Here is a 22,002-nt window from a genome sequence, read left to right as displayed (position 1 = left end):
AGGACGTAGATAGGTGACAGGTGTAAGCGGTGAGAGCCGTTGAGCCGAGTCATACTAATACCCCGAGAGACTTCTTTGCGTGGATGTAGTCTTCGATATAGACAGTATGTAGAGAGCTTAAAGGCATTGATAAAGATATTGTTGGTGGCATGAGCGGAGGTGAACACCTCTTCCCATTCCGAACAGAGAAGTTAAGCCCTCCAGCGCCGATGGTACTGGGGTCACACCCGGGAGAGTAGGTCGCCGCCACATGAACACTGAAAGCCCCCTTGGAAAAGGGGGTTTTTTTGTTTTTAGGGGGTGTGAGGTGTAAGCCCCAAAACAGCCGGGTTTTTTATTCTTCGGTAACTGCCTTTTTGGCTTTTTCGACTTCCCTCTTCCTTCTTGTCATTTCGAACCGAACGCAGTGAGGTGAGAAATCTCAATCTCTTCAAGCCACAGGAAAGCAAAGAGATTCCTTGCTAACGCTCGAAATGACAAAAGGGGGGCATGAAATGACAAAGGGAGAGCCTCAAAAGAGCAAAAGGGGAGGTCCGGAGCGGTAAAGAACACAGCCCAAAGGCAGAGACAAGGAAATACATAAGCGTGCCGCTGCTTCAGGCGGCTTTCCACCAGAGAAAGTAAACAAAAAGGCTGGTGATAACAAACAAAGTGCAGAAATACAAGGCAGTGCTAAACAGAAAGGTAAAGAAAGTGCGTATCCATCCTTGCCGGTAAACCGTTTTGAGTGTGAGGTAGTGATAGCTTGCCGGCAGCAGCCATAAGCCGGTAAAAACCCATGCGTTTTGAGTGAAGCGCAAGGCAATGAACAGCACAAAATACATAAAGCAGATGACGGCGTGTAGATAGGCAGAGACAATCAGGTGGTCGGTAAAGTAAAAGTTGCGATGGCGCAGGTAAAACAGCTTCAGGCAGAGGGCATACAGCGGCATGAAAAGTATGAGCAGCTTGGGAAGCCATTCAAAAAACTGCCGGAAGACATGTATGCCTTTGCGGACCATATCGCCCGGTATTTCTTCTTGTAAACTGAGGGTTACCCTCTCTTCAAGGCTTGTTTGTTGCGTGCTTTCTTGGAGCATCGCTTGTATGTTGCTTCCTTCTGTTACCTGCCTGCTTATTTCATTCCCTTTTATGATGACCGGCTCTATGGAGTATTCGACTACCAGAAAGAGCAGGAAAGAACTCACCAGGAAAAGACGCACGGGATCGACATAGCGCGCCCGCCGCCCTTCTATGTAGTCGCGGCTGACGCGCCCGGGCATAAACAGCAAGGGCACGATGGTTTTGAGCAGCTTGCCGTCGATGCTCACGAGGTTGTCCCAAAAAAGCATGAACCACTGCCCCAAGGTGAGCTTGGTGGTGCCACGTTTCTGCCCGCAGTGGTGGCAATATTGCCCCAGAAGCGGTGCCTCACAATTGAGGCAGCGTTCTTCCGGGCTATGTGCGCTTTCTTCTTGGTGGTTGTTCATGGCGTTCTTGCTTCCCATTGCAGTAGTGCATCTGCAATTTTCCGGTCATTGGAAAGACGGGGCACTTTGTTTTGCCCTCCCAACTTGCCGATGGACTTCATGTAATGCACAAAAGCATCGGCTTGCAGAGGCGTAACTACGGCCGGGCGCAAAATGCTGCCCTTAATGAGGTCATCGTAATAAATGTTGAGCGAGCGAAGTGTGTCGTCCAGTTTCTTGGCAAAAGCCGCCAAGTCGGCGGGTGGGTGGTCAAATGCTATCAACCATTCGTGATAAGGCAGCCCTTCGGCAGGGGTTACCTGAGGAGCCACGGTAAACTCTACTACTTTCACTTCCGGAAATGCCTCCAATGTGGCTTTCATGGCTTTCTCTACTTCTTCGCCAATGACGTGCTCGCCGAAGGCAGAAATGTAGTGCTTGATGCGACCGCTTACGACCACGCGGTAGGGGTTGGTAGATACGAAGCGCACGGTGTCGCCAATGGAATAGCCCCATAATCCGGCGTTGCTGTTGATAATCAGGGCATAGTTTTTCCCTTCTTCCACCTCGCCTATATGCAAGCGGCGCGGGTTTTCGTTGAAATACTCTTCGGCAGGAATGAACTCATAAAAAATACCGGTATCGAGCAGCAGCAACAGCCCTTGGTGGTCGGGTTTGTCCTGATAGGCAAAGAACCCTTCGGAGGCAGGAAACAACTCTATTGAATCCACCGGCTTACCGATGCTGTCGAACAATTTGGCGCGGTAGGGTTCAAAGTTGACCCCGCCATACACAAAAAGCGAGAAGTTGGGAAAAACGTCTTTTATTTTTTTTCCGGTGCGTTCTATGATGCGGTCGAAATACATTTGCACCCAGGGCGGAATGCCCGATATGAGCGACATGTCTTCCTTCAAGGTTTCTTCCACGATGCGGTCCAGCTTCTCCTCCCAGTCTTCAATACAGTTGGTTTCATAGGAAGGCATTTGATTGCTGCGCAGGTAGGCGGGCACGTGATGGTTGACAATGCCTGACAGGCGCCCGGTCAGAATGCCCCCTTTTTGGTCCAATACGGGGCTTCCGGAAAGAAATATCAGTTTGCGGTCCAGAAAGTCGCTGTTGCCGGTTTCATAAATGTAGTTGAGCAGGGCGTTGCGTGCCCCGTTGATATGGTTGGGAATAGAGTCGCGGGTGATGGGAATGTATTTCACGCCGGAAGTAGTGCCTGAGGTTTTCGCAAAATAGAGTGGTTTTCCGCGCCACAGTACGTGCTCTTCCCCTTCAATGATGCGCTGAACATAAGGACGTAAGCCCTCATAATCGCGGATGGGTACTTGCTTTTTGAAATCTTCGTATGAGTGAATGGCATCGAAGCCATGTTCTTTGCCGAAAGCGGTATGCCGGGCTTGTTGCACCAACTTGTGCATCCAGTGTAGTTGCGTTTCAACAGGGCGCTGCATCCATCGTTTTTGTTGCTGCACCGTCCACCATGCCAGTGGTTTGCTCAAAGTAGCACGTATTCCCATAGTGTGTGTATTGTGTTGCTTACTTTTGTTTATGTTTGTTTACGCTCAGGTTTTAAAGTTAGCGAAAAGGGCAGTATAAGAAAAGCGGCTTCTATTTGACAGAAGCCGCCTATAGCTGTTGTTTGCCGCTAATGAGGCTTTACAGGGATTCTACGAAAGCAAGCAGCTTTTCCCGTTCGCTTTTAGGAAGTTTCATGTAAAACTGTTTGGAATATTCGGCTTCACCGCCATGCCACAGAATGGCTTCTTCGATGGTGCGTGCGCGCCCATCATGAAGAAAGGTAGCCTGCGGATTGACAACCTGAGTAAGACCAATGCCCCATAAAGGCGGGGTGCGCCACTCTCTACCACTTGCTTTACCTTCGGGGCGATGATCGGCAAGGTCTTCGCCCATGTCGTGTAGTAGCAGGTCTGTGTAGGGGTGAATGGTTTGGTAGGCGAGCTCCCGGATGGGGTGGGGACCGGTGTGCAGGGGTGGTACATGACAGGCATTACAGCGGGCTTCGAAAAACAACAAGCGTCCCTGTTTTACTTTATTTGAATTTTGATTGCGGGGAGCCGGCACGCCTAAGGTCTGGAAGTAAAAGGTGAATAATTCCAACTCCTCGTTTGAAATATCCATTTTGCCGTCACCACCACAGTTGTTTTGTCCTGTGCAGTTTTCTTCCGGGAAGAGGGGATTGCTAAGTCCCATGTCGTTGTGGGCAGCGGCAGCAGACTGCTGCAGAGCCGATGGCTGGGCGGCTTTCCACCCGAAACGCCCCAAGCGGATGCTTTGTTGTTGCTTGTCCCATACCCAGTTGGGGCGTCCGCTGATACCATCGCCGTTGCGGTCGTTTTCATCTGCCAATGCCAGTATTTCCGATTCGGGTACGGCTTCGAGCAGGCCGAGACCATAAACTGCTTGTGCCATACGCGGAGAAATACGGGTAGAGGCAGGCAATGGTATATAGCTATCTTGAATGCCGTATTGTAGTTCGCGTATCTTGGTTTCCATGCCATCGGCAAAGCGTACAATCTTCTCCCTTTCCTCTATTGAAATTTTGCCTTCCGGAGTAAAACCAAAGACAGCTTTGGTTTGTAATTGGTTGCCAAAACCGGGGAGCTCCTCACCGTTTTCGGTACCTAAACGCAAGAGCAGCCCGGATGAGGGGTCGCCGGAATAGGCGGGCACGGCACTTTTTCCGTTGCGTATATGGCAGCTCTCACAAGCATTTTGGTTGAAAATGGGGCCCAAGCCTCCAAATCGTTCTGCCGGCTCGGTTACAAACTGTTGAGCAAACATAGCGTCAGCTTCTAAATGCTTTTGCAAGCCATCTTTATTTAAATTAGCAAGGGGGAGGGTATAGGCATCCGGACCGGTGCTGAATACGGTGGTTTCGCCGCCGGCATAGGTCCAATTGTTTTCTTGTGGTTCTACAGAAGAGTGACAGGCAGCCAAACTGATGCCCACGCATGCAATAAGAAAGCGGACAGTTGAAAGGATTTTCATCGTCGTGATGTTTTTTGCTTAATGACACCAAAAAGAAGCCGGGAGGGGTGCCCTCCCGGTTTTTACTTGATGCTGTTTATCAGCGGCAGCACTTCGCCTTCGATGAGGTCTTGCAGGTCGCGTACGCTCTGTTGGGCTTTTTGAACTTCGGCGCGATGTGAAAATACCGCTTCTGAAAATGTGCCGGGTATTGCTTCTATGTCGTCGATGGCTTTTTGAATGTGTTCTTTGAGGCGGGTGTCCAGAGAGGCATCCAATGAGCTGACCAGGGCAGAAAGGCTGTTGGCGGTGTCACCTTCGCCTTCATATTGCCCCAGGTAAATGTTCTGAATGCTTCGCATGTTATTGGCAAAGTCATTCTTGGAGTTGGCGCTAAAGCGCGACTCTTCCAGAGTTAAGTCTTTTTGGCTGAAAGGCTCATTGATTTTTCCATTGGCTACCTCATCAGCAATCACGCCTAAGGCACTTACGATTTCTTCCAATGCTGCTTTTTGGCTTACATACACTTTGCTGCCTTTGCCGGCATTGATAACATTCGATATATAATTTCCACCTTCAGGGCTCCATAGCTCATACAGACGAGCTGCATCTTGGGCGAGTGCTCCGGCACATGCTTCAAGGTATTCAAACTCCCGCTCGCTGAAGTCAGCAACTGTTTTTTTACCGTCTTCGCCCCATAGTAAATATTCAATGGTATGAAAGCCTTTCAGAGTCCCCTCTTGTTGTTGTAGAAATTCCACAGTGATTGTATGTGAACTATTGAGTACTGCTTGCAGGTCGCTTACGTTAACAGGCCATGAGTCCAGGGAAGGGTCTAAACCTTCTTGGTCAACAGGACCAAACAAAAAGCCTTCGGATTGCTCCCATGGACTACGGGCTTCTCGCCATGCTTGACGGGCAAGCTCTAAGTGAGCTTCAATGGGGACTTGTCGAAGCAGGGCAGTGGTCTCTTGCAATTTAGCAGCTTTTTGGCTCAGGTCTTGGTAGGTATTCAAAATAACTTGTGCGGTGGTTGTGAGTACCGGCTCGTGGTTCATTGACGGCTGCGGGTCGTTTGAGCTACTCTTGCATGCGCTCAGAAGCAGCACGGCAATAGCTGCGAAAAGGGAAATCTTTCTTCTCATGATTTTAGTAAATTTTAGGTGAAACAAGATTTAGTTGAAGATTTATTATTTATTAAAAGTCGAATCCTAAACCGGCAGCAAAGGTATTTTCATGTTCTCCGCTGCCCAGTATTCGCCAAGCATAGTGGGCTTTGAGCACCACCGTCGGCAGGGGGAAATAATTGATACCGGCAGTTAACACTTTTCTCTCGTAACGTGGATTGTCTGAGATGTTTCCTTCTGTTTTGAACATAGAGTCATACCATTCGGCACGGGAAAACAGATACAATTGTTTGTCTTGAATGCCCAAGGGGAAAAAGATATCGTAAGCATATTCTATGTAAGCACCGGCAGCTTCGGCACCAACGGGTGTTCGCTTTACTCCCAAGTTATTCGATAAATTGCGGTTGGCTTCACTTAAAGCCTCACTGTTTTGCAAATGTCCCCATACGCCATAAGCTCGTGCCCGCCATGGGTGTTGTTCTATTGTAAAGTGTACATCACCATACAAGAGCCAGGCGGGCAGGTCAAAGTCGTCCTTGGGGCGGTTGTTGGTATTTCCGGCATATAAGGATATTCCTATTTCGCTATCTTTGGCAAAGATGTAATCCAAGCGCAAGGCGGTGGCCAGGTGGTCTGCGTTAATTGTTTCGAAACGTTTCTGGTAACCGCGCCTTATCCAATTTGCAGAGCTGAAACCACTATTGTCTAAACCACTTACCCAATAAAGCTTATAGGCAAGTTTAGGATAGGAGGAGGAGCTTAGCGCTATATCACCGCTGAGCTCAATGCCGGTTTCATACCACCCAAGGGGTAAGATGGTGTTTTCTACTTCGGAGCGGTAAGCTGTGAAATACTCTCTGGGCTGGTCTTGTTTGGAGGCGTTGCCCATATAAAAGCGCATCTTTCCTAAGCGTACGTTGAGCCATGGATGTATTTTGAACAGGACATTGATTTGCTCTAAAATGACCTGTCCGCCTTTTTCTATCTCTTCTTCAAATTCGCCAAACTCTTCTAATGGGTCAAAAGACATAGTGGAGCCGGTGCCGCCGTGTTCAAATTCAATCTCTGCTTTGAACTGCACCCTGTCATTGAAATCATAATACACATAGGTATTTAGACGCTCCGGGTCAATGGCATTGCGTTTGTCTTTCCATGTGTCCCAATCAAAAGCATAATAATTCACTACGCCGTAGGCGCTTAGGCGTAGTCGTTTCATGAGGCTTTCGACTGTGGCCGGTGATGTGGCCCCCCGGGAATCCGAGGAAACGGTCTGTTGTCCCTTGGCCGGTTGTAACACAAGCAGCCCGCCCAATAGACCAATCAGATAGTAGGCAAGGTGTCGATTCATGATAGTTACAAATTGCAATTGATGTTTTAACAGTATTTTTATTTAGACTAAATTTAAATATTTGGGACAAATATAAAACGAAAAAAGTTATTAATGCAACTTGTTGGAAACAGTTTTGTGCGAGGGTAAAGCAGTTTGTCCTTAGACTTAGAATCTTTTGTTGCAATGTCTGTCGATTGCAGAAGCGTTTTAAAAAAGTATTTGTAATTCTGCGAAATATATAAGCACATGCAGAAAAGGGGAAGTATCTTGCCGCTTAGTCAGGAAAAGACAAAACATGAAAACATTTAAAAAGAGCATGATGATTTTGGGTGTTTTAATAGCAGTTCTGTTGCTTAGTGGCATTGCATTTTTATATACAAAGCCTTTTGGGGCGCATCCGGCGGGGGAGCGTTTAAAGCGCATCGAGCGCTCGCCGCACTATAAGGCAGGCGCCTTTCATAACTTAGAGCCTACCCCCATGCTGACCGAAGGAACCGGTTATGTAGAGGTGCTTTATGACTTTTTCGCGGGGGCAAAGCCCAAAGAACCACAGGAGCCGCTCCCTCACCAAAAAACAGACTTGATGGCGCTTGAGCCTCATGAAAATGTGTTGGTGTGGATGGGACATTCTTCTTATTTCATACAGCTGGATGGTGTGAAAATACTGGTGGACCCCGTATTTAGTGGCAATGCTTCGCCGGTGTCTTTTACCACCAAGGCTTATGCGGGCAGCGATATTTATACGCCGGAGGATATGCCTGCCATCGATTATTTGTTTATTACCCATGACCATTGGGACCACCTGGATTACCCTACCATGCGCCGTTTGCGCAATAAGATTAAGAAGGTGATCTGCGGGCTTGGGGTTGGGGCGCACCTGGAGCGATGGGGATATGCATCCGAAAGTATCATAGAGCAAAACTGGTATGAAAGCTTCAAGCCCAAGGCAGGTTGGGAGGTACATACTCTGCCGGCACGGCATTTTTCGGGCAGAGGAATAAAACGTAATCAGACTTTGTGGGTGTCGTTTGCGCTTATTTCGCCTGTGGCGCGCATTTACATGGGGGGCGACAGCGGATATGGAAAACACTTCCTTGACATAGGCGAGCGTTACGGTCCTTTCGATTTGGCTATTCTTGAAAACGGGCAATATGATGTTTGTTGGAAGTATATACACATGTTGCCGGGTGAGCAATTGCAAGCAGCAAAGGCACTCCGGGCGTATACTTTACTGCCGGTGCACTCCTCGAAGTTTACGCTTGCCACTCACGATTGGGACGAACCTCTTAAAAAAATTGTAGAAAACCAAGAAAAAAGCGTGCGCGTCATCACGCCCATGATAGGAGAAAAGGTAAATCTTGACGACCGGCAGCAAACATTTAAACGCTGGTGGGAGGGGTGGTAGTGAAATACACCCCTCCTGTGCATAATCGTATCGTTGCAAACGAACAGACCGGGGCGGTGTTTGTTAGGGCTTGTATTTCATTTTTGATTTTCAATTACTTTTAATTCTAATTTCCTCCTCCGTCAGTTCATACAGCGAATATGCCAAATTGTCTATTCCCCGCTCCTATTGTGTGGTGTTTGTGTTTTTATGTTGTTTTTGGCGGTGATGGGTTATCTATTGGTGGAATGATGGAATGGATAGAAAATAAATGGGTGTCATTTGTTTACATTATTTTCATCTTGATGCCAATTCATTGGATTATTTTTGATGTATAACCGAATGCGTTTTAGTTCATTATCGTTTTGGATGATGTGTTCATAATAATTGCGTTGCCAGACGGGGGCGCCGGTGTATTGCGGGAAATGTTGATTTGTTTTGTGGTGGCGGATTTGAACCCGCGAATGATGGCGCCGATGGTTTGGGATGGTGATTTAAATGTGGACAGTTGATTTGGTTTGTTTGTGGACGGTGTCGTCGTAGGGGCGTATGATAATACGCCCCTACAACAACGACTATTGTCAATAATTATCAAAACGCCATACAAATGGTCGGGCATTATAACGAATTCATCAATAACGATGTTTGGGCGAACAATAGATGTGCGCAACCGTTTATTTTTTATAATCTAAGTCGTCTAATGTATTGTTGAATGTAGGTTCATCAAATTGAATTCCCAGCACAAAACCTTGTTCGGTGCAGGCCACTACAACTTCTTTCCATAAGTCTTGTGGACTTAGGGGGCAATTACGTAAAAATGATTTTCCTGTCGGGTATTTTGAAAGCTGAAATGTTGGGTTATTCAATTCTATAAATAATCTTTCAAATCCAGCGTTGCCACAACTTAATTTACACGGAACAAAACTAAAATAATTACTGTCGTCCCAATACGTTTTACTATGATAAACTTTATTGTTATTTTTAATTGTTGGTTGTTTCAAATATTCATTTATTTGCTCTAAAACTTCTTCCCTATACACTTGAGAATAATTCATTCCTCCTGTCTTTTGAATGCTTTCTGAAGGATTGCCGTTTTTAACTACAAATACAGTGTCAATGTAAAATTTGTTTAATGAAGGTACAACCGTTCCGAATAGAATTAGGTCATCTGGTTTAAGTCTGGTTAACTGTCCTTTTTGTTTGCAACCACAATATTTGAAATCTTTTCCATAAACGTAAGGGTCTGTATTGTGTACTCCTCTAATGACAGTTGAATGAAATGGTTTATGCACTCCATTTGGAAATCTACGGTAATCAACCTTTTGTTTCCTTTCATTTTTTGGAAACGGCGTAAAGAATGAGTTCCCTTCCCACTCTCCCCAAAAGTATAAGGTGGTATATTTAGGCATTGTATCATTTAAATCATTTATATAATAACCATTTATTTGAATGAACTTTCTGTAATGAACTTCATCATTATTCCATTCACGGACAATTTGATTTCCAATTTCTATATATCCTTTTCCTAATTTAAAAGGCTTTTGACGTCCAGGGTGATTGAGTTGAACTTTCATATTATGTGCCTATTTAATTTTTGTTAATCTTTAGAAGTTGTATAACTTCATTGAAAGAACCAACACTTGGTTAGACGCTTTCAAGGCGATTTTAATCCGTTTTGAAGCCAAAAATGAAGCTTGGAAATCCTTGTGGTTATTGGCTTTTACTATAATTTTACTCAGAAAATTTTAAACAACTTCGTTGGGTAAATATGGTGCATGCAACCATTGAGGATGAACCTTTGTTGTTTTATAACCCTACTGGGTGGCTCCCACTCACCCCAGAAAACAAGCTCAGCTTCTTTTAGTTCGTTATTATCGACATAGCTACCCTTGCTAAGCATAAATTTTCTTTTGTGCGCGCGCTTATTCCAAGACTTGTGATTTGGATTGCCTTTGTCATGGCCATGTTCGCCACCCGGGTGTGTGAATTGTACTATTTTAGGCATAATTCACCAATTTCATTTTTTTGCTTGTTAGAAATCGTACCAAATGGTGTATTCGCTGCTTGCCCGAATACTACTTTTACTTTTTTCTTATTATTCAACGTATATTCAAACAACTCAACTCGATAAGGCTTATTTCTGGGGGTTCCATCTTTTTTGTATTTAAATTCGATTAGTAGTTGCCCTTGTGAATTAGGTTTAAAAGTATCTTTGAATAATTTTATGGGAATTGAAACAAAAATTATATCCGGTTGCAATTCGTTAACAAGTTGTTTCCATATTTCAAACCCTTCGGTGAATAACAATTTTTTTGTTTCAGGGCTAACTTTACGCCAAGTTGGGTCTGTGGCTAATGGCGAGCAAATATCTGTGTGTAATGCTATATTTGAGTATCCTTTTTTTTGATAATATGATGCTGTTGCTCCATTTAAAATAGGCTCAAAACAAGAAAACCACTGCAATGGTTTGTGCTCAAAATATGGGTTTAATGCTTCAATTAAATTCCTTTGTTTCGAGCACCATTTTGGGAATCGTATGAATGAAAAAGGCTCTTCTTTATTTAGCCGAAATTCATTGTCTGATGGGTTTTTACCTACAGTAATAATTTTTAATTCCGATTTCTGATAGGCATCTAAGTCTCCAAAATACAATATGGGTAAACTGGGTTTTACTACCTCTCTTTCATTTTTGTGTTTGTCAAAATAATCCAGTGTCTTTGTGAGTAAATTATCGCTTATCATTCTTGTTTAATTTAATTGGTTACAACGGAAAAGTATTTATGAAGGGTAGAATTAAGTAGTATTTTATCCCTATCGTACTAAGTTTACTAAATAGCACTAACCTGCAAGTTAGCTCTTTTGCCTTGCCATGTTGGGTGGCAATGTTTGTTTTTATTTTATTTAGTCGCTGTTATATACAATATTGCTTCAATAAAAGTATATCAATACCAAATAATATATTTTTTCTTGAAAATACAAACCTTTGCAATGCATTTTCTCTATTTCAAAAACAGCTTGAGTCAGAAAAATAAACTTTCAGGCTGTTTTTGCTTCGAATACTACCGGTGTTTACGTCCGTGCCCGGCTAAGAGGGGATGGGCTTCCCTTTTTACTCATAGAACCGCTTCACAAAGGCATGTTTTTGGGGAAGGCGCAGCAGCTTGCGGCGCACCCACGCATGCAGGAAGCCTATGCCGTAGGCAGTTAGCTGAAGGAAGGCAGCGGCTACTGCCGTCAAAGCAACGCGCAAAGGATAGCGGTAATTTACCAAGGCATCCATGAATATCAGCAAAGCCCAAAAGAGCAGCGGCAGCAAAGCAAAGGGCGAAACCAAAGCAAGCAGCAGAGAGGCTGCCACAAACAAGACGAAACACGAGGGCAGCAGGTGGATGAGCTTGAGAGTGCCGGGGTGCCGTTCGCTTAAATACACGCGCGCCATGCCCGAATTATAGATTTGCTTGAAAAACTGCCACAACTTGGTTCTGCGCTTATGGTAAACCCACGCTTCGGGAATCAGCACAGTGGGGTAACCATGCGCTCTGATACGTAAACTAAGGTCTATGTCTTCGCCAAAGCGCATATCTTCGGCAAAGCCTTTGACTTCTTGAAACACCTTTTTTTGCACCCCCATGTTGAAACTGCGTGGCAAAAAACGGTAGGGGTTAAAATGCTTGCCGCCCCGGATGCCCCCTGTCGTAAGCCGCGAAGTCATGGCATAATTGATAGCCTTCTGTATGGGCGAGAAGCCGGGATGAGCGGTGTCCGGTCCGCCAAAACAGGCTGCTTTTTCTTTTTGTAAAAAATCATAAATCGCTTTCAAGAAGTGGGGGGGCGTCAGGCAGTCGGAATCCAGGAAAAGCAAATAATCGCCCCGGGCATCTTGTGCGCCCCGGTTGCGGCTTGCCGAAGGTCCTGAGTTTTGCTTGTAAATGTATTGAATGGGAAGCTGTTCTTGGTATAGTTGCACTATCTTCCGGCAGTCTTTTTCCGAGCCGTCTTCCACTACGATTACTTCAAAAGAACGGAACGACTGCCCGCATAGCGAAGCCAACAGCTCGTCCAGTTCTTCCGGGCGGTTATATACCGGAATGATAATCGAGAAAAAAGGCACTTCTTGAAATGCATCGACAGACATGGCCACTTTTTTAGGAAGAAATGAACAAAGTTTATATTTGGAACGTTTCTAAACTGCAATGCAAACTAATCAAAAAAACAAAAAGCAAGATGAAAACTTACCGTTTCAAAACCAATATCCATTGCAATAACTGCGTGCGCAGTGTAAGTGGTTTTTTGAATGACCCCAAAATTCAACATTGGGAAGTGGACACCAACCATCCTGACAAGATATTGACCGTCAATACCGATGCACTCTCTGCCGAAGAGGTGAAAGCGCTGGTAGAAGAAGCAGGCTTCGATGCCCAAGCCCTGCAAAACGATTAATGCTTATGGAAGCGACACTTCAAGAGAAGAAAAAAGACAAACGAAGCCCGGAGGGCAAAGCGGTGCATCTGAAAGTGCACGGCATGAGCTGCACCAACTGTGCTTTGGGTGTGGAGCGCTTCTTGAGCCGTAAGGGCATAGAAAACCCGCGCGTCGATTTTGCATCCGGAGACGTCACCTTCACCCTGCCGGCGGGCTTGCCTTTGGAAACAGTCCTTGAAGGCATCCGTAAGCTGGGCTACGAGGTGCAGCCCGCCGATGAAGCGCCGGCAAAGAAAGCTACCATAGACCCGCTGTTGCTGCAGCTGCTGGTGGCATGGGCTTTTACCCTGCCGCTGTTGGCAGCTATGTTTTTGCCCTATGCGTGGCTGCATGACCCCTTCGTTCAATTGGGGCTCACGCTGCCGGTCTTTGCCATTGGCGTGCGTCAGTTTGGGCGCAGCGCATGGAACTCCGTCAAGAGCGGCGTGGCTAATATGGATGTGCTCATATTGACCGGCGCCACCGCCGCTTTGATATACAGCCTTTATGGCTTGCTGACCGGCGGCGGGCATGATTACATGTTTTTCGAAACGGCAGCCAGCATCATCAGCATTGTGCTTCTGGGCAACTACATGGAGCACAAAGCAGTGAAGCAGACCACCACGGCTGTGGACGAGCTCACCCGCCTGCAAAAAGCCATAGCCAAACGCTTGGCGGTGAGTGAAGCGGGCAGGGAGGTGGTAGAAGAAGTGCCTGCCGATAGCTTGGCAGTGGGCGATGTGGTTTTGTTGTCGGTGGGCGATGTGGTGCCTGCCGACGGCGAGATACTCGAAGGGGCCGGCGCCGTGAATGAATCCCTGCTTTCGGGCGAAAGCCTGCCGGTAGAAAAAAGAAGAGGCGATGCCTTGGTGGCAGGTACCGAAGTGGTCGATGGGGCTTTTCGCATGCAGGTGCAGAAAGCAGCAGGGCAAACCATGCTTGCGCAGATAATAGAGCTGGTGCGCCGGGCACAAGCCCGCAAGCCCGGCATACAGCGCTTGGCAGACCGTGTGAGTGCCGTGTTTGTGCCGGCAGTGATAGCCATTGCCCTGATTACCTTTGCGGCAAATTACCTCTTTGCAGGCGTAGGTATGAGCGAAAGCATCACCCGTGCCATTGCGGTGCTGGTAATTTCGTGCCCTTGCGCCATGGGCTTGGCAGTGCCCACCGCCGTGACGGTAGCCTTGGGCAGGGCAGCGCACAGTGGTATTTTGTTGCGTGGTGCCGACACCCTCGAGCGCATGCAAGGAATCCGTTATGTGCTTTTCGATAAAACGGGTACCCTTACCACCGGCAATTTCAAAATAAAAGAAATCAAGGCGTTTGGTATCGATACCGCTTTTGTGCGGCGTGTGTTGTTGGCTTTGGAGCAGTCGTCGTCGCATCCGATTGCGCGTGCGCTTACGGCGCATCTGCAGGCAGAAGGGGTAGAGCCACTGTCCTTGACTTCGTTACGTGAAATCAAGGGCGTAGGCATGGAGGGCAGCGATACGGAAGGCAACCACTACCGTTTGGGCTCGTTTCGCCTGTTGCCCGGAGAGCAGCGCGCGGCGCTCAAGCAGTCCTATGACCTTTTTTTGCTTTGCAACGAAGTGTTGATAGCGGCAGTTGCCATCGAAGACGAAGTAAAGCCTTATGCTGCCGGACTTATCGACTACCTGCACCGGCGGGGCATTCGTACCGTCTTGATTAGCGGCGACAAAGCCCACAAATGCCACCAACTGGCACAGGCAGTGGGTATCGAAGAGGTCTATGCCGAGCAAACACCCGAACAAAAACTGCAGATAGTAGAGACGCTGGCAAGCAAAGCCCGGGTAGCCATGGTGGGCGATGGGGTCAACGATGCGCCGGCCTTGAGCCGTGCACATGTGGGCATCTCGCTGAGCAATGCCACACAGGCAGCCATACGGGCGGCAGAGGTGGTACTCTTGGACGGCAACCTGCGTCATCTGCAAACCGCCTTTGAAATAGGCAGGCACACCCTGCGTGTGATGAAACAAAACCTTTTTTGGGCTTTCTTTTACAATGTGCTGGCAATACCCATAGCAGCAGCAGGCTGGCTGAGTCCTATGGTGGCTGCTTTGGCTATGGCTTGTTCCGATGTGATAGTGGTCTTCAATTCGCTTCGCCTTCGCTGGATGAAGCTTGATTAGTTGCTTATCTTTTTTGCAGGCGTCGCCGGTATTCCTCCAAGGGGAAGAGGGCTACTTCGGCAGCGCCTGCTTCTTTTCCCGCTTCATATTCAAAGGGGTCGTCGATGTCACGAATCAAAAAATAAAGGTAGATGTACACCAAGCTGACCGTAGAAGTGATGGTAAACATTAAGGTTTGTGAGGGGAAGTTGGTCAGGAGCAACAGCAGCAAGATGGCTGCAAGCAGCAGCTCCAGCAGGGCATAACCGCTGCTCAAAAAGCCGGTGCGTGAAATCACCCCCGCGCGTGTAATCAGCTTGCGCAGGCTGTTCAATTCAAGAAAGGTACGCCCGATGATAGGCGGTGGCGCCCCCTCGCGGCTCAAGCGATGCAGCAGCAGGGCAAAAGCATGCAACTGCTCATAGAGCTCTTCTTGCGAGCTTTGTTTATAGAACCACTGCAGCGTGGTGTTTATCAGTTGCATGCAGGCATGGCGGCATGCACCGGCGGAAACGCCCGTCTGCTGTGCGGCATTGATAGTTAGTTCTTCCATATTTTCAAGAACCGAAGCCATCTCGCCCGGTATGCGCTCGCTCTCTTTGTAGTCTGCCAAAGTGCCCGAAAGCATAAAACCCAACAAGAAAACACCGGCGGTGACAACCAGCCCTATCTCCTGCAGGCTCAGCAGCCCCTGAAAGCCGGCGTAAGCCCCCAGTGCGTATTTGATTGCCAGCAGCGCCGCTACCAATGGAAGCGTGCGCAACGAAATTTCCCACTTTTTTATACTGCGGCTCATGCCCACAATCTAAGCTTTTATTTTCATTCAAGGCAGTTCGAAGCGGCTTTCTGTTATGCAAAATTTGTTTTTACATGAATAAAAAAAAAGAAGCCCTGCCCCAAAGGGCAAGGCTTCGCACGGCGTAAAGACTTCTTTTTTTACTTGCTGAGTTTTTCTACCACCTGCGGTGAGATGCCCATAGAAGAGAAGCCGCCGTCATGGAAGATGTTCTGCATGGTTACTTTGCGGGTGAGGTCAGAGAACATCACAATGCACATGTCGGCGCAGTCGTCGGCAGTGGCGTTGCCCAGCGGCGACATCATCTCGGCGTAGTCATAGAACACATCGAAGCCCGAAATGCCGGTACCTGCCGTGGTGCGGGTAGGCGACTGGGAGATGGTGTTGACACGCACTTTCTTGAGGCGTCCGTAGCGCTCGCCATAGCTGCGTGCAATCGACTCGAGCATGGCTTTGGCTTGTGCCATGTCTGAGTAGTCGGGGAAGGTGCGCTGTGCGGCAATGTAAGACAGCGCCACCACCGAAGCCCCTTCGTTGAGGGCATCCAGTTTTTCGGCTACCTGCAGCATCTTATGGAACGACATCGCCGAGATGTCGAGGGTTTTCATGAACCAGTCGTAATTCAGGTCGCCGTATTCACGCCCTTTGCGTACATTGGGGCTCATGCCTATGGAGTGCAGCACGAAATCGATTTTGCCGCCCAGCAATTCCATAGAGCGCTTGTAGAGGTTCTCGAGGTCTTCCACAGAAGTGGCATCTGCCGGAATCACTTCGGTATTGCATTGCTCTGCCAATTCTTTGATTTTACCCATGCGCAAGGCAACGGGCGCGTTGGTGAGCGTGAAGGTAGCGCCCTCTTCTTTGGCACGTACTGCCACTTTCCAAGCGATAGAGTTTTCGTCCAGAGCACCGGTAATGATGCCTCTTTTTCCTTTCAATAAATTGTAAGCCATAGTTTCTCTTAGTTTTTGGGCTTTAAATGTAAGCTTTTTAAGTGAAAATTGTACGAATGCAGGACCTTTTGTGTTGGGCAAACCATTGCCCCGCTTTCTTTGTTCAAGAATAATAAACACAACGAAAAAAACAAACAGACTATGGCACTAAAAGTAGGCACTCCGGCGCCCGATTTTACATTGCCCTCTACCGGGCGCGACACCTTCACCCTGAGTAAAGACATGGCAGGCAAGCCCTGCATCCTCTTTTTTTATCCCAAAGACTTCTCGAAAGTCTGCACCAAGGAAGCCTGCGAGTTCCGCGACCACTTTGCCGACTTTCGCGGTTTGGATGTGACGGTTATTGGCATCAGCCGTGATGACATCGCTACTCACCGGCGTTTTAAAGAGCAGTATGACTTGCCCTTTGAATTGCTGAGCGACGCTTCCGGAGAGGTGTGCAAAAAATATGATGCCTTGGTGCCTGTGTTGGGCATTCCCAAGCGGATTACGTATCTGCTGGATGCTTCGCATAAAATAGTGGCAGCTTATCAGGAGTTTTTTGGCGCCCGCAAGCACATAGAATCCATGCTTGAAGAGCTGAAAAAGAAAGAAGCCTAAGCGGTAAAAAACAACATATAGCATATCATGCCAAAGAGGTGCCCTTAGCGGCGCCTTTTTTTGTGCATGCAAAGGCAAAAAGTGCTCTGCTGCTGCATAGTATACTTGAGATTATGCTTTGTAATAAAAATCAATGTTGTAACACTATTTTGATGATTGATTATTTTTATATGATTGAATTTTAATACCTTATATGTATTTTGTAAAAAAAATGCATCGTACTATTGACTTGTTTTTTTTTTTTTTTTTTAGAATTGTTATGCAATTCTTCCACTGCACCCGGGAGGTGGATAGAGTTGCCATGGCGCCATGTATATTATGTCACTAAATCGTACATCGACTGCATTATTTTGGTTCTTATGTTTCATCATTAAATCACAAAGACTATGAAAGAGTTAAAGAAAAAAGAAGCACTGTTGAACCTCGAGCCTCTGAAAATTGAAGAAGAAATTATCTATGGAGGCTTTTCCGATGTGTTGGAAGGGCATTTTGCTTATGAGAGTGAGGGAACGAATAATAGGATAGCTTGTGAGATTACGGTTAATACTGGGTGTAATCAATGTACGAACAGTTGCAGCCCGAAGAAAGTAAATTAAGACAGTAGTTGATGCCGGGTGGGGGAGCTTACCCCTGCCCGGTTGTCTAATAGAAATAAATAGAAATAAAGTAAAGGTTAAAAAATCCGATAATCCATGAAAACACTACCTTTTATTCCGGAATTACTTTCAGACGAGGAAAGCCGTTGCTTGTATGGCGGGTTCTCGGAGTGTTTGGCAGGCGGTGGACATGCCACAGGCACCAACGACAAAGCGTGTGATAGACGCATGACAATTAACTGGGGGTGTGTTATGGAAGCTTCCTCTTCGAAGCCTGTCAAAGGACAAAGCACACATGTCAAAGACTTTCAAATTTCCTTTTTCCCGGGAGACAGTACCCAACAGGGGGGAATGCAGATTAGCTATGACTCGGCAGGCGTGAGGAAGAAGCTTGTCATTCCGTTGGTAGTAAATGCAGATTGCGCCTCTTCGAACAGGTAATCAATGACAAGGGGCTGTTGATTAAAGTATGGCAGGCATGAATGCTTGCCGGAAGGGGAGTATTGTGCCTTCTGTTTCCGTGTGGTGTTGAAAAAAGAAGGAGGATAGCGACTGGCTCCTTATTTAGGACAATTGCTTATTGATTTGTTTAACAAATACACTTTAGCATGAAACTAAGCCGATACAATAATATAGTACCGTACGGGGGTAAGTATGCCCTTTTCAATGCTTTCAGTAAGAGGGTGATTTTTATAGAGCTCTTGCTCAAAGACCTGCTCGACAGTGCCGCGCATCATGGTGTGGAAGAGCTGGCGCAAGTGCACCCGCAGTTTTATGATTATCTCTGCCGTCACGAATTCATCATAGATGATTCGGTGGATGAATTGGAGCGCCTGAAAGAGAAAGTGCGGGCTATAGACAACGCCGCCCATACCTTTCAGCTGATTATCAATCCCACCATGAATTGCAATTTCAAGTGCTGGTATTGCTATGAAACGCACATAAAAAACTCCCGCCTAAGTGAAGAGGGGATAGCACGGATTCTGCGCTTTATACAGCGCACAGTGGAGCAAAATCCCGGTTTGCGCCATTTCATCATTGGCTTTTTTGGGGGGGAGCCGTTGCTTTATTTCGAGCGCAATGTGAAGCCATTGATAAGTGAAGCCAAGCGTTTGTTGCAAGGCGCAGGCATTGCTTTGGAGCTGCACTTCACTACCAATGGCTATTTGATAAATGAAAATATGATTGATTTCTTCCGTAAGGAAGGCTTGTTGCCAAGTTTTCAGATTACCCTCGATGGCGACGAGCAGAACCACAACCGGGTGCGTTATGTAAACGAAAAAAAGGGCTCTTATCGCGAGATTGTCCACAACATTAAACAACTTGCCATTGCGGGCTTTGGGGTGGGGGTGCGTGTCAACTACACGGCTGCCAATATTGCTTCGGTGAAACAGGTGCCCTATGACTTTGCAGACCTGCCTGCCAAAGCCAAATCTCTTATAAACTTCAGCTTTCACCGGGTGTGGCAAGACACAGAAGGAGACATCAAAGAGGAGGTGGCAGCAGCAATGGAGGCGGTGCGGATGGCGGGATTTGCTGCCATGGAACAGTCGGCGGTAGATACAGTGGAAGGTTCGTGCTATGCCGACAAACGGCATAGTGCCGTCATCAACTACAACGGTGACGTGTATAAATGCACGGCACGCGACTTCAAACCCGAAAACCGGGTGGGCTACCTCTCTGAAGCAGGAGAGATTGTGTGGGAAGACGACCACCTCGAAAAGCGCATGAATATCAAGTTTCGCAATCGCCCTTGCTTAAGCTGCCGCATACAACCGCTGTGCAACGGGGGCTGCTCGCAGCAGGCACTCGAACATATGGGTGAAGATTATTGTGTGTATAACGGCGACGAAAGTGAAAAAGACTACGTGGTTATTCAGCATATTGAACAAATTCTGCTTGCCCGGACGCGTGAAACAGTGGGCTAAACGGGTGCCTTTTGTGCCTCAACTCGAAAGTGCTGACTGTGGTCCTGCCTGTCTTGCCATGATTGCCCGTTATCATGGCATAAAAGTGCATGTGAAGCAGTTGCGTGCACTGGGCAAGTTGTCGCGCTTGGGTGTATCGGTAGCGCAGCTGTTGCATTTGGCGCGGCAGATAGGCTTGGATGCACAGGCATATAAGGCATCGCCCGGGGAATTGCAGCAGGTACCACTGCCTTGCATCCTTTTCTGGAAACAGGACCACTATGTGGTGCTGGAAAGGATAAGCCGGAAGAAAGGCGGCAAGGGGCGCTTTACGCTTCTGGACCCTGCCTATGGGCGTGTGCATCTTACCGAAGAGGCTTTTTTGAGCGAGTGGCTTGCCGGGCAAGCCAAAGGCATCCTCATATGTTTGCAGTCTGCCTCTGTGAGGTCACCTCTCCATTTGCCGCCTTTGCAGAGTGGGGGCATGCGCCATTTACTTCGTGAAATCACCGGCTTTTTGGCTTGCAGAAAAGGGGCTTATCTGGGTGGTTTGTTGTTGGTTTTGGGAGGTATGGCCGCCAACTGGTACACCCCCAAGCTCTTCCAACAGGTCATTGATGAAGGCATCATGGCGCAGGACATCAGCATGGTGCTGGCATTGTTGTTGGCACAGATGGCGCTTTTCTTTGGCAGCTTTATAAGCGAGTCGTGGAGTATGGTGGTCTTTACCCGTTTGAATTTGGGGCTTTCGTTGCACCTGCAAGAACATTTGTTTCGATATCTCACACGTTTGCCTCTTGCGTATTTCGATGCCCGCATCAATACCGAAACCCTGCAGCGCTTGAGTGACTTGTCGGAGGTGCGTCAGTTTGTGGCATGGCAGCTTATGAACCTGCTGTTGCATTTAGGCAATATTTTGATATTTGGCTTTTTGCTTTACCGTCTCAGTGCACCGGTTTTCTGGATATATGCGGGCTTCACGCTCTTGTCGATAGGCTGGGTAATGCTTTTCCTGCGCCACCGCCGAGCATTGAACTATGCCAACACGCTGTTAAAGAGCAAACTCAACCATCTGTTGTATGAGTTTGTGACCAAGATGCAGGAGCTGCGTATTTATCGTGCACAAGACCGGCGCCTTGATAAAATCATGCATTTATCCGAAGAGCACAACCGCCAAGAGTGGCGTGACTTGTGGTTGAACCTTTATCAAAATGCAGGCACAACACTCTTCGGCAAGCTCAAGGATGCAGCAGTGGTGGCAGTTTGCGCTTATTTGATTATCCTCAAGCAGGAGTTGTCGCTGGGCGTGCTCATGAGTGCATCGTTTATCATCGGACAACTAAGCGCACCGGTCAATGCTTGGCTTTTTAGTGTGGACGAGCTGCAGAACTTCCGCATTGCCCAAGAACGCTTGGGGCTTGTATTTGAGCAAACACCCGAGCAAACACCCGGGCAGAAAAAGCCTTTACCTGAATCCATTCAAACACTAAGCATACGCGGGCTTTCTTTCTACTACCCGGGTTACGAACACCGCCTGATTCTTGACGACATTCACTTGGAAATACGCCGAGGTGAAAAAGTAGCTATTGTAGGCAGCACCGGCAGTGGAAAAACCACACTCATGCGTTTGCTGCTGGGCTACTATTTTCCTGTCAAAGGAGACATATTGCTCAACGGACAACCTTTGTGGGATTATGATATAGACGCATGGCGCGCACGCTGTGGGGTGGTTCTGCAAGATGGTTCCATCTTGAGTGGCACGGTAGCAGAAAATGTAGCACCCGGTGTGGAACAGCCCGATATGCGGCGCGTAGAAGAAGTGTGCCGCTTGGTTTGTCTGCACGACGATATCATGAAACTGCCCATGCGCTATCAAACCAAATTGGGTGGGGTGGGTATGCAGTTGAGTGGTGGGCAACAGCAGCGTTTGCTTATTGCACGTGCGCTTTACCACCAACCCGATATCCTTTTCTTGGATGAAGCCACCTCTGCATTGGATGCGGCTACCGAGCGCGCCATTGTGGAAAACCTTTCGGCTTATTTGCAGCACCGTACGGCTTTTATCATTGCCCACCGCCTAAGCACGGTACGTAATGCCGACCGCATCATAGTGCTGGAAAATGGACGTATTGTAGAGACAGGCAGGCATGAGGAGCTTTTGCAGCGGCAAGGGCTTTACCGGCACCTAATCAGTAATCAGCTGGCATTGGGTAGCTGAAAAAGCCAAGCCGGGGCAACCATCTTGGCCAAAAAAGCATCTTGAGTAAAGAAACA

Annotated in this window: 18 protein-coding genes and 1 rRNA gene; 9 read left to right on the top strand and 10 right to left on the bottom strand. The window is 47.5% G+C overall.

Annotated elements, in window-relative coordinates; genetic code table 11:
- Positions 1–140: 140 nt before the first annotated feature.
- Positions 141–252 (top strand): 5S ribosomal RNA (rrf, locus tag K384_RS07900).
- 344 nt (positions 253–596) lie between these two features.
- Here the strand turns inward: rrf and K384_RS07895 are convergent.
- The 5 genes from K384_RS07895 to K384_RS07875 all read right to left on the bottom strand — a co-directional run bounded on the left by K384_RS07895 (position 597) and on the right by K384_RS07875 (position 6,917).
- Positions 597–1,469, bottom strand: coding sequence for a DUF3667 domain-containing protein (locus K384_RS07895; RefSeq protein WP_038031119.1), 873 nt, complete (start codon positions 1,467–1,469; stop codon positions 597–599).
- A complete protein-coding gene (locus K384_RS07890) occupies positions 1,466–2,971 on the bottom strand; it encodes a GH3 auxin-responsive promoter family protein (RefSeq protein WP_038031117.1) in 1,506 nt (501 codons plus the stop codon). The genes K384_RS07895 and K384_RS07890 overlap by 4 nt, the downstream gene beginning before the upstream one ends.
- 139 nt (positions 2,972–3,110) lie before the next feature.
- The gene (locus K384_RS07885) at positions 3,111–4,463 is read right to left on the bottom strand and encodes a di-heme oxidoreductase family protein (RefSeq protein WP_051633239.1); all 1,353 of its coding nucleotides are present in this window, start codon (positions 4,461–4,463) and stop codon (positions 3,111–3,113) included.
- A gap of 62 nt (positions 4,464–4,525) precedes the next feature.
- Positions 4,526–5,587, bottom strand: a complete 1,062-nt coding sequence (locus tag K384_RS07880) for an imelysin family protein (protein WP_038031115.1) — start codon at positions 5,585–5,587, stop codon at positions 4,526–4,528.
- A gap of 52 nt (positions 5,588–5,639) precedes the next feature.
- On the bottom strand, positions 5,640–6,917 hold the full coding sequence (locus tag K384_RS07875; RefSeq protein ID WP_051633237.1) for a hypothetical protein: 1,278 nt from the start codon (positions 6,915–6,917) through the stop codon (positions 5,640–5,642).
- Between the two features lie 277 nt (positions 6,918–7,194).
- On the opposite strand from K384_RS07875, the gene K384_RS07870 reads away from it, so the two are divergent.
- Positions 7,195–8,304: an MBL fold metallo-hydrolase gene (locus K384_RS07870; protein ID WP_038031113.1), complete on the top strand. Its 1,110-nt coding sequence runs from the start codon at positions 7,195–7,197 to the stop codon at positions 8,302–8,304.
- A 653-nt stretch (positions 8,305–8,957) separates the two neighbouring features.
- Here K384_RS07870 and K384_RS07865 read toward each other — a convergent pair.
- From K384_RS07865 to K384_RS07850, 3 genes are all read right to left on the bottom strand, one after another.
- The gene (locus K384_RS07865; RefSeq protein WP_038031110.1) at positions 8,958–9,857 is read right to left on the bottom strand and encodes a hypothetical protein; all 900 of its coding nucleotides are present in this window, start codon (positions 9,855–9,857) and stop codon (positions 8,958–8,960) included.
- Between the two features lie 418 nt (positions 9,858–10,275).
- Positions 10,276–11,025 (bottom strand): hypothetical protein, encoded by a 750-nt coding sequence (locus K384_RS07855; RefSeq protein ID WP_038031104.1) that lies wholly within the window; start codon positions 11,023–11,025, stop codon positions 10,276–10,278.
- A gap of 367 nt (positions 11,026–11,392) precedes the next feature.
- Entirely contained in the window at positions 11,393–12,418 is a 1,026-nt protein-coding gene (locus K384_RS07850) for a glycosyltransferase (RefSeq protein WP_038031102.1), read from the bottom strand.
- A gap of 89 nt (positions 12,419–12,507) precedes the next feature.
- Between K384_RS07850 and K384_RS07845 the strand changes: the two genes are divergently transcribed.
- Together K384_RS07845 and K384_RS07840 are read left to right on the top strand one after the other, a co-directional pair.
- Positions 12,508–12,723: a heavy-metal-associated domain-containing protein gene (locus K384_RS07845; protein ID WP_038031166.1), complete on the top strand. Its 216-nt coding sequence runs from the start codon at positions 12,508–12,510 to the stop codon at positions 12,721–12,723.
- Between the two features lie 5 nt (positions 12,724–12,728).
- Complete coding sequence (locus K384_RS07840; protein ID WP_071837474.1) at positions 12,729–14,897, top strand: heavy metal translocating P-type ATPase; 2,169 nt, start codon at positions 12,729–12,731, stop codon at positions 14,895–14,897.
- Between the two features lie 4 nt (positions 14,898–14,901).
- Here K384_RS07840 and K384_RS07835 read toward each other — a convergent pair whose 3' ends face one another.
- Entirely contained in the window at positions 14,902–15,672 is a 771-nt protein-coding gene (locus K384_RS07835; RefSeq protein ID WP_038031101.1) for a hypothetical protein, read from the bottom strand.
- A 140-nt stretch (positions 15,673–15,812) separates the two neighbouring features.
- Positions 15,813–16,625 (bottom strand): enoyl-ACP reductase FabI, encoded by an 813-nt coding sequence (locus tag K384_RS07830; RefSeq protein WP_038031098.1) that lies wholly within the window; start codon positions 16,623–16,625, stop codon positions 15,813–15,815.
- A gap of 141 nt (positions 16,626–16,766) precedes the next feature.
- Between K384_RS07830 and K384_RS07825 the strand changes: the two genes are divergently transcribed.
- The 5 genes from K384_RS07825 to K384_RS07805 all read left to right on the top strand — a co-directional run bounded on the left by K384_RS07825 (position 16,767) and on the right by K384_RS07805 (position 21,946).
- Complete coding sequence (locus K384_RS07825; protein WP_038031096.1) at positions 16,767–17,225, top strand: peroxiredoxin; 459 nt, start codon at positions 16,767–16,769, stop codon at positions 17,223–17,225.
- Between the two features lie 386 nt (positions 17,226–17,611).
- Positions 17,612–17,821 (top strand): hypothetical protein, encoded by a 210-nt coding sequence (locus tag K384_RS07820; protein ID WP_038031095.1) that lies wholly within the window; start codon positions 17,612–17,614, stop codon positions 17,819–17,821.
- Positions 17,822–17,917: 96 nt separating this feature from the next.
- Entirely contained in the window at positions 17,918–18,262 is a 345-nt protein-coding gene (locus K384_RS07815) for a hypothetical protein (protein WP_038031093.1), read from the top strand.
- 167 nt (positions 18,263–18,429) lie between these two features.
- Positions 18,430–19,749 (top strand): radical SAM/SPASM domain-containing protein, encoded by a 1,320-nt coding sequence (locus tag K384_RS07810; RefSeq protein ID WP_038031091.1) that lies wholly within the window; start codon positions 18,430–18,432, stop codon positions 19,747–19,749.
- Entirely contained in the window at positions 19,676–21,946 is a 2,271-nt protein-coding gene (locus K384_RS07805) for a peptidase domain-containing ABC transporter (protein ID WP_157630101.1), read from the top strand. The genes K384_RS07810 and K384_RS07805 overlap by 74 nt, the downstream gene beginning before the upstream one ends.
- Positions 21,947–22,002 lie beyond the last annotated feature (56 nt).

Source organism: Thermonema rossianum DSM 10300 (assembly GCF_000426825.1).
Lineage (GTDB): Bacteria > Bacteroidota > Bacteroidia > Cytophagales > Thermonemataceae > Thermonema > Thermonema rossianum.
The sequence above is the reverse complement of the archived record's forward strand: the minus strand, read 5'-3'. Positions and strand labels throughout refer to the sequence as shown.

Coding starts and splice junctions, on each gene's coding strand:
- K384_RS07895 (WP_038031119.1), bottom strand. CDS start 1,469: ATGAACAACCACCAAGAAGAAAGCGCACATAGCCCGGAAGAACGCTGC.
- K384_RS07890 (WP_038031117.1), bottom strand. CDS start 2,971: ATGGGAATACGTGCTACTTTGAGCAAACCACTGGCATGGTGGACGGTG.
- K384_RS07885 (WP_051633239.1), bottom strand. CDS start 4,463: ATGAAAATCCTTTCAACTGTCCGCTTTCTTATTGCATGCGTGGGCATC.
- K384_RS07880 (WP_038031115.1), bottom strand. CDS start 5,587: ATGAGAAGAAAGATTTCCCTTTTCGCAGCTATTGCCGTGCTGCTTCTG.
- K384_RS07875 (WP_051633237.1), bottom strand. CDS start 6,917: ATGAATCGACACCTTGCCTACTATCTGATTGGTCTATTGGGCGGGCTG.
- K384_RS07870 (WP_038031113.1), top strand. CDS start 7,195: ATGAAAACATTTAAAAAGAGCATGATGATTTTGGGTGTTTTAATAGCA.
- K384_RS07865 (WP_038031110.1), bottom strand. CDS start 9,857: ATGAAAGTTCAACTCAATCACCCTGGACGTCAAAAGCCTTTTAAATTA.
- K384_RS07855 (WP_038031104.1), bottom strand. CDS start 11,025: ATGATAAGCGATAATTTACTCACAAAGACACTGGATTATTTTGACAAA.
- K384_RS07850 (WP_038031102.1), bottom strand. CDS start 12,418: ATGTCTGTCGATGCATTTCAAGAAGTGCCTTTTTTCTCGATTATCATT.
- K384_RS07845 (WP_038031166.1), top strand. CDS start 12,508: ATGAAAACTTACCGTTTCAAAACCAATATCCATTGCAATAACTGCGTG.
- K384_RS07840 (WP_071837474.1), top strand. CDS start 12,729: ATGGAAGCGACACTTCAAGAGAAGAAAAAAGACAAACGAAGCCCGGAG.
- K384_RS07835 (WP_038031101.1), bottom strand. CDS start 15,672: ATGAGCCGCAGTATAAAAAAGTGGGAAATTTCGTTGCGCACGCTTCCA.
- K384_RS07830 (WP_038031098.1), bottom strand. CDS start 16,625: ATGGCTTACAATTTATTGAAAGGAAAAAGAGGCATCATTACCGGTGCT.
- K384_RS07825 (WP_038031096.1), top strand. CDS start 16,767: ATGGCACTAAAAGTAGGCACTCCGGCGCCCGATTTTACATTGCCCTCT.
- K384_RS07820 (WP_038031095.1), top strand. CDS start 17,612: ATGAAAGAGTTAAAGAAAAAAGAAGCACTGTTGAACCTCGAGCCTCTG.
- K384_RS07815 (WP_038031093.1), top strand. CDS start 17,918: ATGAAAACACTACCTTTTATTCCGGAATTACTTTCAGACGAGGAAAGC.
- K384_RS07810 (WP_038031091.1), top strand. CDS start 18,430: ATGAAACTAAGCCGATACAATAATATAGTACCGTACGGGGGTAAGTAT.